This window comes from Streptomyces sp. CC228A (genome assembly GCF_021390935.1).
GTDB lineage: Bacteria > Actinomycetota > Actinomycetes > Streptomycetales > Streptomycetaceae > Streptomyces.
In genome coordinates this window covers 268387-281449 of sequence record NZ_JAJPUI010000008.1, presented here as the reverse complement: position 1 = coordinate 281449, position 13063 = coordinate 268387, and the positions used below count along the sequence as shown (strand labels likewise).

Genomic DNA, 13063 nt, shown 5'->3' with positions numbered 1-13063 from the left:
CGTGGTCGCCCGGGCGGGGCGCGGAGCGGGGTCAGGACGAGGGGTGGGTGGCCACGACCTTCCCGGTGCGGTCCGCGGCGAGGTAGCCGCTGGCGCGGTACTCGTTGGTGAGGTAGAAGCGCATCGTCGGCTCGTCGCCGTTGAACGTCCACCGGTCGACGATGACGTAGCGCATCGTCGGATCGTCCACGCCCAGGTCCCGCTCCGCCTGCTTCATGAGGTCCGGGAGCCGGTCCCAGGCGAGGGCGGCCACGTCGAACGGCTGCTCGTCGGCGCTGTCGCTGCTGATCGTGCCGCCGGGGCCGGTACGCCGGGCGGCCCCGCCCCGGAACTCGTACGCGTCGTAGGTACGGGCGCCGGGCGCGGTGGGGATGGAGGCCAGCGCGTAGTCCTCGTACACGGTGAGTTCGGTGACCTGCGCGGAGCCGCTCGCCTCGCGGAACGCGGCCAGGACGGCGCGGACGTTCGCCGTGGTGAGCAGGCTGCCCCGGACGGCGGGTGCTCCGGCGGCCGCGGCGGCCGGGGTGGAGCCGGTGTCCGCGGCGGCGGGCCCGGCGCCGGCCTTGCCGGCGCCGCCTTCGGTGGCGGCGGTCGCACCGGGCCGGGAGCCCCCTGTGCGCCGTCGCCCGTGCCGCCTCCGGGCAGCCCGTACACCGCGCCGGCGACGGCCAGCGCCACGACGGCCGCCGAGGCGAGCACGGCCGCGGCGCGGCGGCGCGGCGGCGCTCGTCCCGCGGCGGGACCGGCGGGCCGAAGGAGCCCTTGGCGGCGCCGTCGTGCACGGTGGGGGCGTACGGGCCCGTGCCCGCGGTCCCCGCGGACGGCTGCGGTACGGGGGCCGTGGGCGTGTAGGCGGCGTGGGGGTGCGGCCACCCGGCCCCGCCCGGCGGGACGGAGCTCTGCGGCGGCGTTCCGGTGGGCGCGGCGGCCGGGCCTGCCCGGCGGGCAGGGGCGCGGTGGGCGCGGGTGCGGCGGGCGCGGCTTCTGCCTGTCCCGCCGCGGCCCGCAGCAGCCGTTCCAGCTCCGCGCCGTCGGGTCGCAGCGCCGGGTCCCGCTGGAGGACGCGGGTGAGGACGGGGGCGAGCACCCCGGAGCGCACCGGGGCGGGCAGCGGGTCGTCGAGGACGGCGACGAGGGTGGCGAGGTTCGTGGCGCGGCGCAGCGGGTGGTGGCCTTCGGCCGCCACGTACAGGAGCATGCCGAGGGACCACAGGTCGGACGCCGGGTTGCCCTCCTCGCCCCGGATGCGTTCGGGGGCGATGAACTCCGGTGAGCCGATCAGGTCGCCGGTCGAGGTGAGCCTCGTGGTGGCGTCCTGCATCGCGGCGATGCCGAAGTCGGTGAGGACGGCGCTGCCGTCGGGCCGCAGCAGGACGTTCGCGGGCTTGACGTCCCGGTGCTGGATGCCGGCGGCGTGGGCGGCGCGCAGCGCGGACAGCACCTGGAGGCCCAGGCGGACGACCTCGTCGACGGGCATGGGGCCGTCGGTGAGCCGGTCGTAGACGGAGCGGCCCTCGACCAGTTCCATCACGATCCACGGGTGCGCGCCGTCGGCGGGTTCCACGATGTGGTGGATCGTCACCACGTGCCGGTTCGACAGGCGTGCCAGGGCGCGGGCCTCGCGGACCGCGCGTTCCCGCAGCTGGGCGGTGAGGCCCGGGGTGGCCTGCTCCGCGGCGGGGTCCGGCGGGCGTACCTCCTTGAGGGCGACCTCCCGGTCGAGGGCCAGGTCGCGGGCCCGCCACACGGTGCCCATGCCTCCGCTGCCGAGGCGGGAGACCAGTTCGAAACGCCCGTCGACCACCGGTCTGCCGGACTCGCTCATGCTCATGGCCGGTCATCGTAGGGCGTACGGGTGACAGCGCGCGCCGCCGGTCGGCGGCATCGCGGCCCGCCTTCCCGGCGGCGGGCGGCCGTGGGCGAAGGGTGGCCGACGCGGTGTGCGCGGCGAGCGCGGTGCGGGTGGTGCGGGTGGTGCCGCGGCAAGCGCAGTGCCGCGATGTGCGCGGCGAGCACGGCAGGCGTGGTGCAGGTGGTGCGAGTGGTGCCGCGGCGGGCGCGGCAGGCGTGGGGCCGCGGCAGGCGCGGTGCGGGTGGTGCACGTGGTGCCACGGCGAGCGCGGCAGGCGCGGTGTAGGTGGTGCGAGTGGTGCCGCGGCAGGCGTGTGGCCGTGGCGGGTGCGGCAGGCGCGGTTCCGCGGCAGGCGCAGTGCCGCGAAGTGCGCGGCAGGCGCAGCGGGCGCGGTGGGTGCGGCAGGCGCAGCGGGCGCGGTGTGCGCGGTGTGAGGGTGGACCGGCGCGGTCGAACGGGGTGCGGTGGCGGGTGCGGTGAGCCGCACGTGCGTCCGGTGCGGCGCAGAGCGGGGGCCGCAGCCTCCTCGTGGCGGCGGCCCTGGCCGCGGGCTGCTTCCCGCTGCCGCTCGACCGGCCGGGACCGCGGCGACCCGCGGGGAGCCGGTGCCCGTCCGCGGGTGCGCCGGCGGGGCACGCGCTGCTGCCGGTGCGGCGGGGCAGGGCCGTGCTCCCGGACCGGGGCGACCGGCCGGGACTGGCGTGAGGCGGGCGGTGAGCGGCGCATCCCGGTGGCGGGTCGGTCGGATGACCGATGCGCGGTGCGGGCCCGCCGGCGGAGAGTCGGGGCGTTCAGTTCGCACCGTCGCGCCCGCTGCCGCACCCGGCTCCGGGCGCGGGGAAAGGAGCCCGTCGTGGCAGCCCCGTACCCGGATCTGGTCTTCGTCAACGGCCGCGTCCTCACCGTGGACGCGCGGTTCACGGTCGCCTCCGCGCTCGCGGTGACCGGTGGCACCGTCAGCGCGGTGGGCGACCGCCGGGAGGTGATGGCGGCGGTGGGCCCGGGCACGCGGGTCGTCGACCTGGCGGGCGGCACGCTCCTGCCCGGGATCAACGACGCCCACCTGCACGGCTGCGCCTTCGGCATGACCCGGCCGCCGCTCTCCGTGGATCTGGCGGCACCCGGCGTGCGGAGCATCGCGGACGTGGCGGAGGCGGTGCGCGCCGCCGCCGAGCGGACCCCGCCCGGGGAGTGGGTGTTCGGGCACGGCTGGGACCCGGGGGTGCTGCGGGAGTGCGCGGCGGACCCGGAGCGGCTGCCGGACCGGCACGACCTGGACGCGGTCAGTCCCGACCGGCCCGTGCTGCTGTACGCGGCGTCGGGCCACGCGACGTGGGTGAACTCGGCCGCGCTGGCCGCCGCCGGAGTGCCGGGCGGACCCGGTGGCGGCGCCGTGCCGGGACTGGTCACGGACGCGCGGGGTGTGCCGACGGGGCTGTTCCAGGAGGGCGCGCAGGAGCTGGTGCACCGTGCGCTGCCCCCGCTGTCGGGGCGGGTCCGTGCCGAGGCGCTGAGGGCCGCGCTGCGCACGCTGGCGCGGCTCGGTGTCACCAGCTACACCGAGCCGGGCCTCGGGCCGGGCGGTGACGCGCTGATGCGGGGCGCCCTCGCGGCCGACACGCTGGACGTGTACGGGCGGCTGCTGGCGGACGGCGAGCTGACCGCGCGGGTGGGCGTGCTGTGGCTGCCGGCCGGGATGGCGGGGACGGTGGAGGAGTTCGTCCGCGGGCTGGGCGCGGTGGCGGGGTTCCGCTCGCCCGATCCGCGGCGGCTGGCCGTGCACGGCGTGAAGGTCTTCGCCGACGGGATCCCGCTGAACCGGACGTCGTGGATGCACGAGGAGTACGTGGGGGGCGGGTTCGGCTGCCTGTGCGTCGGCGGCGACAGCGACGACGAGCGCAGCGCGGCGGTCGCCGAGATGGTGCGGTACGGGCACGCGGCCGGGCACCAGCTGGGGGTGCACGTGACCGGGGACCGGGCCATCGACACCGTCGTCGACGCGTTCGCGGCCGCCGCGGAGCGGCATCCCCGGGCGGATCCGCGCCACTACGCCATCCACGGGGACTTCCTGACGGCCCGCAGCATGCGGACGCTGGCGCGGCACGGGTTCGGGGTCAACATGAACCCGACCGTCAAGTGGGCCGTCGCCGACATCGAGGAGCACTTCGTGGGGCCGGAGCGGGCGGCCTACGAGTGGCCGTACCGGGACGCCCTCGACGCGGGCGTGCGGGTGACCAGCGGTTCGGACGCGCCGGTCACCTTCCCCGACTGGCGGCAGGGGGTCTCGACGATGATGCTGCGCGAGGCCCGCGGCAGCGGCCGGGTCAGCGGCGCCGACCAGTGCATCTCCCTGCGGGAGGCGCTGCGGACGTACACGGCGGACGCGGCCTGGCAGGACTTCGCGGAGGACTGGAAGGGCACGCTGGAGGTGGGCAAGGCGGCCGACCTGTGCGTGGTCGCGGGCGACCTGCTGTCGGCGGACCCGCACGGCATCCCCGGGATGCCGGTCGTGTTCACGGCGGTGGGCGGTCAGGTGGTGCACGACGAGCTGGGCGGGTGAACCGTGCCCGTTTGACGCGCCCGCGCTGCGTGATCATGCTGGCCGGGTGACGGGGTGGGACGGTTCCGGTGGGGGCGGCGACGTGTGGGGCGGGGCCCTGCGGGTGCGGGAGGCGGCGCTGCGCACCGCGCGCGGCGGCGGTGGCGCCGGGACTCTGCTGGCGGAGCTGTCCGGGGTGGTGGCGCACGACCACGCCTCGCTGGCCCAGTGGGACCCGCTGCGGCGCCGCCACACCACCCTGGCCAGCACGTACCCGGACGGGGCGAACGCGTACATCGAGCGGCGCCTGCACGAGGACCCGGGCTTCGCGTCCGTCCTCCGCTCCCCCGGCGGGGCCCGCTGGTGGCACGACGTACCGGATCCCGAGCGGAGGCTGTCGCCGGGATGGCGGGACACGCTGGAGCCGCTGGGCGTGCGGGACGGTGTCGCCCAGTGCCTGTTCGCCGCGGACGGCCGGTACGTCGGCATGCTGAACGTGAGCGCGACGCGGGGCGCTCGGGGCGACCACGGTCCGGCGCGGGCCGCCGTGGCGCTGCTCGGCGACTGCCTCGCGGCGGCCGTGGACCCGCTGCGCCCCGGCCGGCCGGCGGCACGGGGACGGGGGCGGCCGGGCGGGGCGCCGGTGTGCCCGGCACGGTGGTGGTGCCGGACGCGCCGGAGGCGGTGCCCGTGCCGCCGGACGGGCACCGGCCTGCCGGGTTCGCCGCGGCGGACTCGCCCCTGGCGGTCGCGGTGCGCCGGGCGGCACGGCGCCGGCCGGTGCCCGCCCGGCTGCTCGTCCCGTACGGGGGCGGCTGTACGAACTGCGGTTGGCCCGGGGCCCGGCGGGGACCGCCGTGGTGTGCCGTGCCGTGGACCGGCCCTCGTCGCTGACCGTGCGGGAGCTGGAGGTGCTGGCGGAGCTGGCGGAAGGCCGCACCAACCCGGAGATCGCGGAGCGGCTCTGCGTCGCCCGCCGCACCGTCGCCACGCACGTCGAGCACATCCTCGCCAAGCTCGGCGTGCCCAACCGCGCGGCCGCCGCCGCCCGTGCCACCGCGTGGGGGCTGGAACCGGCGCCGTGACGCGGCGCCGGGGCCCGCGGCGACTCCCCGCCGTGCCCTGCGGGCCCCGGCGCCGCCCCCGGCGGCCCTCCCGGCGGGACAGGGCTGCGAGCGGGGCCCGGCGGCCTTCTGGCGGGGGTACGGGCCGGGAGCGGGACCGCCGGTGGGCTCGGCGGGCCGCGGGCATGGAGCAGGGCCCCGGCGCTCCCGGCCGGCCGCCGGGCTGCGGGAGGGGGCGGGGGGCCGGGCTCCCGCCGCTACCGGCCGCTGGTCGCCGCGTGGTACTGCAGGTCCTGGACCTCCACGGAGCCGCGGACGGGTTCCCGCAGCTGCGCCGAGGCGATGCGCCGACCGTCGCGCACTGCCTCCGCGGAGACGGCTCCGACCCGCAGGGGGCTGAGCGCCGGGTGCACCCCGGCCTTGAGGTCCCGTGAGGTCGTGGTGGAGCCGACCGTGGTGCGGACGGTGGCGGGCGCCGTCAGGAAGGCGAGCACCTCGACCTGGTCCCGCGCCTCCGCGCTGCTCTCCCGCAGCTTCATCACCTTGGACTGGTCGCCGGTCGGGTCCGCGTCCGCGAACTGCGTCCGCGAGGTGAGGTACAGCGTGTCCCGCACGATCTTCGGCCAGCTCCCCGTCTTGAAGCGGGTGAGGTAGTACGACGTCAGGTCCAGGTAGGTGTGTCCGTTGTTCACGGACGGAGCGAAGTGGGTGCCCTCCGAGTAGTCGTTCCAGGTGGTGAGCTGCACCCAGTCGGCTCCGCTGTCGATGGCGCGGTCCCAGGTGGCGCGCAGGGCCGCGGTGTTGCCCGCCTCGTCGTAGACGCCCTGGTTGGGGCGGGCGTCCTGGACGGACACCGGCTGCATCCAGATCTTGCCCAGGGCGTGGGCCCGCCGGGCGTCCCCGGAAGGGCCGTCCTGCCCGGTGTAGCTGCGGCTGCCCCAGTCGGAGAAGCCGTAGCTGATGGGCGCGAACGCCTCGCCCTGGGAGCCGAAGTCGATGAAGAGCGGTACGAACGCGGTGCGGATGCCGTGGCGGTCGCGCAGCCGGTCGAGGACGTCGGACCACCAGGCGACGCTCCTGGCCTCCGCCTTGAACGGGGAGACGACGAGCCGGCCGTCGCCGAGGCGGTGCGCCGCGGGGCTCTCGGCCAGCTCGGCGACGGCGTCGGCGAGGGTGGCCGCGTCGACGCTGCGCAGGGACGACATGTCGGGCATCAACATGACGGTGAAGCGGGAGTCGACCGAGCGGGCCGCCTCAAGGAGCTTCTGAGACCGCTCCCAGTTGGGGCCGGAGAGGGAGAGGATGTCCAGGGTGAAGCCGTCGAGGCCCGCGTCGCGCGCGGTCCGCACCTCCTGGCGGAGGTTGGCCAGCTCCCAGTCGCCCTCCTTCGGCTCGACCGGCAGCGGGCGGTCACGCAGCAGCCCGCCGTACTCGCTGTGCTTGCCGCGCTCGCCGGTCGGGTTGAGGTAGTTGCGCGCGTAGTAGTCGCTGCGCGGGTCCGCGTTGTCCAGGGACAGCGGGTACGGGGTGAAGTAGTGGGCGAACACCAGCTTGCCCTTGGCCCGCAGCGCGGCCCGGTCGGGGAGGTCGAAGGGCAGCGGGCCGGAGGCCGCGCTCGCCGCGGGCGCGGAGGCGGGGCCCTTCGTGCGCGTCCCCTCCGGTTTGCGTGCGGCGCCGGGCGCGCTCCCCGCTGGACGGCCCGGGCCTCGGGCGCCGCGCCGGGTGCCGCGGACGCCTCGCCTCCGGGAGCCTCGCCGTCGGAGCCGCCGAGCGGCACCGGGGACGGGGCGGTGCGCGGCTGGGCGGCCGCTGCGGGCGGGGGCGCGGTGTCGCGCCAGGCCCAGGCGGTGACCAGCGTCGTGCACACCGCGGCCAGCAGTAAGCCCACGGCCGTCAGGGTGAGGGGCGTCCTGCCGCGGCGCGCTGCCCGGCGGTGGCCGCGCCGCGTCCCCCGGCGCGCTCCCCTGCGCCCGCCGTGCCCTGACGCCCTGCCGCTTCCCGACCGCGTCCCCATGTCCGCCTCCCTGTCAGCCCCCCGCCTGTGTACGCATGTCGTACAGCAGTAGAGCGGATGACCGCCATCCGGACAACTTATCTCCACAAGTGGAGGGCGGGGTGCGGGTGTGGCGCCGGTGACGCCCCGCCACCCGCCTTTGTGCCCGGTCCTGGAAAGCACCTGGTGTGCAGGGCCTGGCCCGCCTCGGACGTCTCGGACGGCGGCCGCCGCACGGCCCTGCGTCCCCCGCACAAGGCACCCGGCAACACGGCAGGCGGCCTTCGGCTCAGCCGCGGCCCCGCCGCACCGTCACGGTCTTCGACCGCTGAGCATGCCGGGGGTGAGCGGCACGTCGACGACGCGGCCGCGTGCGGTGTCGTACAGACCGCAGGCGGCGTGGCCGAGGCTGAGGACGTGGTGCTCCCCGCCGTGGGCGTGCGGGGTGAACGCGCTGCGCGGCGCGACGACGCCGAGTTTGACGGTGGCGTTGGAGGGCCGCTCGGGGGACGCCGCCGCGTCCCCCACCAGGTAGTGGGCGAACTGGCCCTCGTCGATGAAGCGGAGGAAGTCCTGTCCTTCCGGGGCGAGTTCACGGCTGCCTTCGCGGTCGGCGAGGACGATGCCGCCGTCCGGCAGCAGCCGGTACAGCAGCACTCCGGGCGGCAGCAGCCGCTCCGTGGCGCCGATGGTCGCACCCCGCACTGTCCCGGACATCCGGCCCCCCGTGTCCCCGGCGCGCGTGCTCGCCCCGCTGCCGCATCGTAAGGCGGCTCGCCCCGCCCGAGGGAGCCGCGGAGCGACGCTTGGGTGAACTGCCAAGCAGTCACAGGGGATTGGTGGGCCGTGTCTGCCGGGTGGCGGCGGCGGTGGATCCTGGGGCCCGACCGGGCCCCAGGATCGCGCCACCTGGGCGGAGGCGCGCCGACAGCAGTGCTACGAGCGCGGGTTTCGGTCAGCAGCCCGCCGGACGCCACAGCGCCCGGGCCCGAGGGGCTGGGTGCGGTGGCACGGGGCGGGGGGCGGGAACTTGAGGGTGGCAGGGGCACGAGGCAGCAGCCCCCGAGGCAGCGGAAGGCAGCAGCACCAGCCGGAGGGCGACAGGCCCCGAGGCGACAGCCCGAGGCCGCAGGGCCAGCAGCACCTGCCGGGGGATGACAGGCCCCGAGGCCGCAGGGCCAGCAGCACCAGCCGGGGGGTGGCCGGGGCATGGGGCGGCGGGCGCGAGGCAGCAGCGCCCGAGGCGGTGGGGTGTGGCGGTGCCCCGGTGATCCGCGGCGGATGATCGATCGGCCGGGCGGCACGGCCTACACTCGCCGGGATGAGCGGGGGAGACAGCGGGCGGTGCGGGCAGTCCGGCGAGGGGGCGTGCGGCGGCGTGAAGCGGTACCGGCGTGAGGAGTTGGCGCAGGCCGCGGGGGTGAAGGTGCGCAACCTCCGGTATTACCAGGAGCGCGGGCTGCTGCCGCCCCCCGTCCGGGAGGGGCGGATCGCGTGGTACTCGGAGGACCACCTGACCCGGCTGCGCCTGATCGACGACCTGCTGGGGCGCGGCTACACGGTGAACGGCATCGCGGAGCTGCTGCGCGCCTGGGAGCAGGGCAGCGGGATCGCCGGACTGCTGGGCCTGGAGCGGGTGATGACCCGGGACTGGGTGCGGGAGGAGCCGGTGCGGTTGCCGCTGGCGGAGCTCGTCGCCCGGTTCGGGCACGCGGCGACCGCGGAGGACACCCGGCGGGCCGAGGAGCTGGGCTATCTGCGGGTGGAGGGCGACACGGTGACGCATGCCAGCCGCCGTCTGCTGGAGGCGACGGCAGTGCTGGTCGACCAGGGTGTCCCGGTGGCGGACATCCTGGACGCGGGGGCGTTCGTGCAGAGCCAGGCGGCGGCGGTCGCAGACCGGTTCGTCGGCCTGTTCCGCCGTCATGTGGTCGCCGGGCGGGAGCTGGAGGAGCTGACGCCGCACGACGTCCAGCGGATCGTGGACGCGGTGTCGGCGCTGCGCCCGGTCGCCTGGGAGGTGGTCGCCTCCGAGTTCGCGCGGGCCATGGCGGAGCGGGTGGAGGCGGAGCTGGGGGTGTGGCTGAAGAGGGCGGAGGGGCGGGGCGACGGGTAGACCGAAAAGCGCCCCTCCACCGACCTTGCCAATGGCCACTGGCACTCTTACATTCAACCCGTCGGTAACACCGGCGAGTACGGCCGCACGCCCCACGGCGCGCCCGACGCGCGGCCGCCGGGCGGCACTCCCCCGCCCGCACGGCCGTCCCGCACAGCACACCCCACTCTTTCCCCCGTCCCCGGCGCCGGCCGCCGAGAGAGGGATATGTCATGTTAAAGAGAACCGACGCGGAGCCCGAGCACGACGAGGTCGTCGGCCGTATCCGGTGGAGGCGGTTCGCCGCCCTGACCGTGCCGGCCGTGGGCCTGACCGCCGCCCTGGGCGTCGCGCTGTCGAGCGGCGCGCTCGCGGCCTCCTTCGCCGTCTCGGGGCAGCAGTTCAAGGTGTCGGCGGACAGCCTCACCGGTCAGGGGTTCGTCCAGTACGGCAGCTTCGACACCAACGCCCGCGAGGAGCTGCTGCCCGTCGCCGTCACCGCGATCCGCCACGCCGAACTGGCCAACCTGTGCCAGTCCGTCGTCACCTCCCTGCCGATCGTCGGCGACATCTCGCTCAACCTCACCGCGGGCAAGAAGTCGCCGGTCGTGGCCACGGACCTCTTCGTGGACGCCACCCAGCTCTCCGGCAGCGCGGACTTCACGAACATCGAGATCGGCCGGGACGCCTCCACGATGGACAAGGGTCCCGACGGCGCGCAGGGCATGCAGGACCTGTTCGGCCAGCAGGCCGACACCGTGCGGATCAGCGACCTGGAACAGACCGCGTGGGCCACCAACGCCGGCACGTTCAAGCTGTCCGGCCTGAACATGAAGATCACCAAGGGCAAGAAGGAATGCTTCTGACATGGCGGCCCCGGTGACGGAGGGCGCCGCACCCCCGGCACGCCCCGACCCGCCCCCCGGCGCGCCTGCGGGCTCCGACCGGAACGGCCGCGCCGGCCGCGCCCGCCGGGCGTGGCGGCGCTGGCGGCGGAGCAGGCCCTTCTGGGGCGGTCTCGTGACGATCCTGGCCGGCGCGGAGATCTGCGCCATCCCGCTCGCACCCGTCGAAATAATGCTCCATCAGGGCATCGCGGGCGTCCCTTCCGTCCTGCTCGGGATTGTCATGATCATGCTAGGCGGCTCGGCGTGGGCCGCCCCCCAGTACCGCTCCATGGCCGGCCTGGTGACCACCCTGCTGGCCGCCGCCGCGCTCGTCATGTCGAACCTGGGCGGCTTCCTGGTCGGCACGCTCCTCGGCATCGCGGGCGGCGCCATGATGTTCGCCTGGCAGCCGGTCGCCGCCAGGAAGGGCTGACCGCCGCCCCGCCCGCTCCACTCCTGCTTCCGGGCGGTCCCCGCCCGGTCGTACCGCAGCACCTTTCGGGCCCCCCACACCGAGTTCCGTGGCGATCGGCCACACCATCCCCGAAGGAGAACCCCACATGGCACCCCGTACCCCGTCCCCCCGCAAGTCCGTCGCCTTACTGACCGGCCTGGCCGCGGCCGGCGCCCTGGCGCTCACCGGCACCACCCCCGCGGTGGCGCAGCCCGGCTCCGCCGCGGCGGGCGCCACCACGGTCACCCCCGCCGGTCACGGCTTCGCCGCCACGCTGTCGGGCAAGGCCACCCTCAAGTCCGGTTCCGTGACCGTCACCTGCTCGGTCTCCACGTCCAGCGGTACCGTCCCGGCCGCCCCCGCCAACCACAACCCGGCCGGGCCGGTCGTCAGCGCCCTCACCCCGCCGACCTTCAGCTCCTGCACCACGAGCATGCCGGGCGTGAGCGCCACGGTCACCACGAGCGGCTCGTGGACCGTGTCGATGCAGTACGGGTCCCCGATCGTGGCGTCGTTCACCGTGCCGACCGGCGGACTGGTCGTCAAGACGTCCGGGCTCGCGAGCTGCACGGTCACCGCCGCACCGAACGGGCCCGCGGACACCAGCGGCACCTGGACGAACGGCGCGCCGTCCAAGCTGGCGTTCACGGGCGCCTCGGTGCCCATCAAGGTCGTGGGCGGCTTCGGCTGCCCGACGAGCGCGACGAGCTCGTCGTTCACCGCGACGTACGTCGTGACCGACACGACCGACCCGGCCCAGCAGATCACCGTCTCCGGCTGACGTCCGGAGGGATCAGGAACCCCGCCGTGCGGCCACCCGCCGGCCCCGCCGCCCCGGTGGTGCGGGCCGGGGCCGCACGGCGGTCCCTCGGGTCAGGCGCCGGCGGCTTCGGCGGCGCGCTTCTCCTTGATGCGGGCGCTCTCCTTGCGGGCCTCCGCCTGGACGGCCCGCTCGCGCTGCAGCCACTCCGGCTCCTCCTCGCGGAGGGCCTCGATCTGCGCCGTCGTGAGCGGCTCGGTGATCCCGCCGCGTGCGAGGCCCGAGATGGACACACCGAGCCGTGCGGCGACCACCGGACGCGGGTGCGGGCCGTTGCGGCGCAGCTCCCGGAGCCACTCCGGCGGGTCCGCCTGCAGGGCGTTCAGCTCGTCGCGGGAGACGGCACCCTCACGGAACTCGTCGGGGGTGGCCTCAAGGTAGACCCCCAGCTTCTTGGCCGCGGTCGCGGGCTTCATGGTCTGGGAGGTTCGGTGCGACGTCATACGTCCAGGATATCGAGCATTCGCACGGGCTCCGACCACGCCCGGTGACCGGGCGCCGGGTAACCTGGCCCGGTGACAGGCACGGATGCTCCCCCCTCGTTCAGGCTCGCGTACGTCCCGGGTGTGATGCCCGCGAAGTGGGTGCGGATCTGGCAGGAGCGGCTGCCCGGCGTCCCGCTGGAACTGGTGCCGGTGCCCGCGGCCGACGCGGTCGGCGTGCTGCGGGACCACGCGTGCGACGCGGGCCTCGTGCGGCTGCCGGTGGACCGCACCGTGCTGAGCGCGATCCCCCTCTACACGGAGACGACCGTGGTGGTCGTGCCCAAGGACCACGTCTTCACGGCGGCCGACGAGGTCGGCGCACAGGACCTGGCCGACGAGATCGTCTTCCATCCCCTCGACGACACCCTGGACTGGGAGCGGCCGCCCGGCCGGCCCGCCTTCGAGCGGCCCGCGACGACGGCCGACGCCGTGGAGCTGGTGGCGGCCGGGGTGGGCGTCCTGGTCGTCCCGATGTCGCTGGCCCGCCTGCACCACCGCCGCGACCTCACCTACCGGCCGGTCACGGGGGTGCCGCAGTCGCAGGTCGCCCTGTCGTGGCCGGAGGCGAGGACCACGGACCTGGTGGACGACTTCATCGGGATCGTGCGGGGGCGGACGGTCAACAGCACCCGCGGCCGCAGGGCCGCCGAGGCCGCGGGCGGCAAGCCCGGCGGCGACCGGTCCGGGGACCGGTCGCCCGGGCAGCGGTCCCCCGGCAGCGGGGGCGCCGGCCGGGCCGCAGGCGGCACCCGGTCCCAGGGCGGCGCGCAGCGGCGCGGCAGCTCCGGCGGACAGGCCGGTCGCGGCAGCGCGCGCAAGGGCTCCGGGGGCCCCAAGGGAACCGGCCGCCGGGGCCGCCGGTCCTGAGCGCGGA

General features: G+C 76.2%; 11 protein-coding genes. 7 read left to right on the top strand and 4 right to left on the bottom strand.

The features are described 5' to 3' along the window. Nucleotides 1-31 precede the first annotated feature (31 nt). Entirely contained in the window at nucleotides 32-1831 is a 1800-nt protein-coding gene (locus tag L6E17_RS23220) for a serine/threonine-protein kinase (RefSeq protein ID WP_236242680.1), read from the bottom strand. Nucleotides 1832-2705: 874 nt separating this feature from the next. On the opposite strand from L6E17_RS23220, the gene L6E17_RS23215 reads away from it, so the two are divergent. Both L6E17_RS23215 and L6E17_RS23210 read left to right on the top strand, forming a co-directional pair. Next, complete coding sequence (locus L6E17_RS23215) at nucleotides 2706-4412, top strand: amidohydrolase (RefSeq protein ID WP_236242679.1); 1707 nt, start codon at nucleotides 2706-2708, stop codon at nucleotides 4410-4412. Nucleotides 4413-5221: 809 nt separating this feature from the next. Then, nucleotides 5222-5476 (top strand): response regulator transcription factor, encoded by a 255-nt coding sequence (locus L6E17_RS23210; protein WP_236242678.1) that lies wholly within the window; start codon nucleotides 5222-5224, stop codon nucleotides 5474-5476. 236 nt (nucleotides 5477-5712) lie between these two features. On the opposite strand, the gene L6E17_RS23205 is transcribed toward L6E17_RS23210, so the two are convergent. Beyond that, complete coding sequence (locus tag L6E17_RS23205; protein ID WP_236242677.1) at nucleotides 5713-7002, bottom strand: glycoside hydrolase family 71 protein; 1290 nt, start codon at nucleotides 7000-7002, stop codon at nucleotides 5713-5715. A 758-nt stretch (nucleotides 7003-7760) separates the two neighbouring features. Beyond that, nucleotides 7761-8165 (bottom strand): hypothetical protein, encoded by a 405-nt coding sequence (locus tag L6E17_RS23200; RefSeq protein WP_236242676.1) that lies wholly within the window; start codon nucleotides 8163-8165, stop codon nucleotides 7761-7763. 604 nt (nucleotides 8166-8769) lie between these two features. Between L6E17_RS23200 and L6E17_RS23195 the strand changes: the two genes are divergently transcribed. The 4 genes from L6E17_RS23195 to L6E17_RS23180 all read left to right on the top strand — a co-directional run bounded on the left by L6E17_RS23195 (nucleotide 8770) and on the right by L6E17_RS23180 (nucleotide 11665). Next, entirely contained in the window at nucleotides 8770-9564 is a 795-nt protein-coding gene (locus tag L6E17_RS23195; RefSeq protein ID WP_236242675.1) for a MerR family transcriptional regulator, read from the top strand. Nucleotides 9565-9776: 212 nt separating this feature from the next. Continuing rightward, nucleotides 9777-10409, top strand: a complete 633-nt coding sequence (locus L6E17_RS23190; protein WP_236242674.1) for a DUF6230 family protein — start codon at nucleotides 9777-9779, stop codon at nucleotides 10407-10409. Nucleotide 10410: 1 nt separating this feature from the next. Then, nucleotides 10411-10863, top strand: a complete 453-nt coding sequence (locus L6E17_RS23185) for a DUF6114 domain-containing protein (RefSeq protein ID WP_236242673.1) — start codon at nucleotides 10411-10413, stop codon at nucleotides 10861-10863. Nucleotides 10864-10990: 127 nt separating this feature from the next. Then, on the top strand, nucleotides 10991-11665 hold the full coding sequence (locus tag L6E17_RS23180) for a hypothetical protein (protein ID WP_236242672.1): 675 nt from the start codon (nucleotides 10991-10993) through the stop codon (nucleotides 11663-11665). Between the two features lie 92 nt (nucleotides 11666-11757). On the opposite strand, the gene L6E17_RS23175 is transcribed toward L6E17_RS23180, so the two are convergent. Continuing rightward, entirely contained in the window at nucleotides 11758-12147 is a 390-nt protein-coding gene (locus L6E17_RS23175) for a DUF5997 family protein (protein WP_236242671.1), read from the bottom strand. 72 nt (nucleotides 12148-12219) lie between these two features. Here L6E17_RS23175 and L6E17_RS23170 point away from each other — a divergent pair, with 72 nt between their 5' ends. Next, complete coding sequence (locus tag L6E17_RS23170) at nucleotides 12220-13056, top strand: LysR substrate-binding domain-containing protein (protein WP_236242670.1); 837 nt, start codon at nucleotides 12220-12222, stop codon at nucleotides 13054-13056. Nucleotides 13057-13063 lie beyond the last annotated feature (7 nt).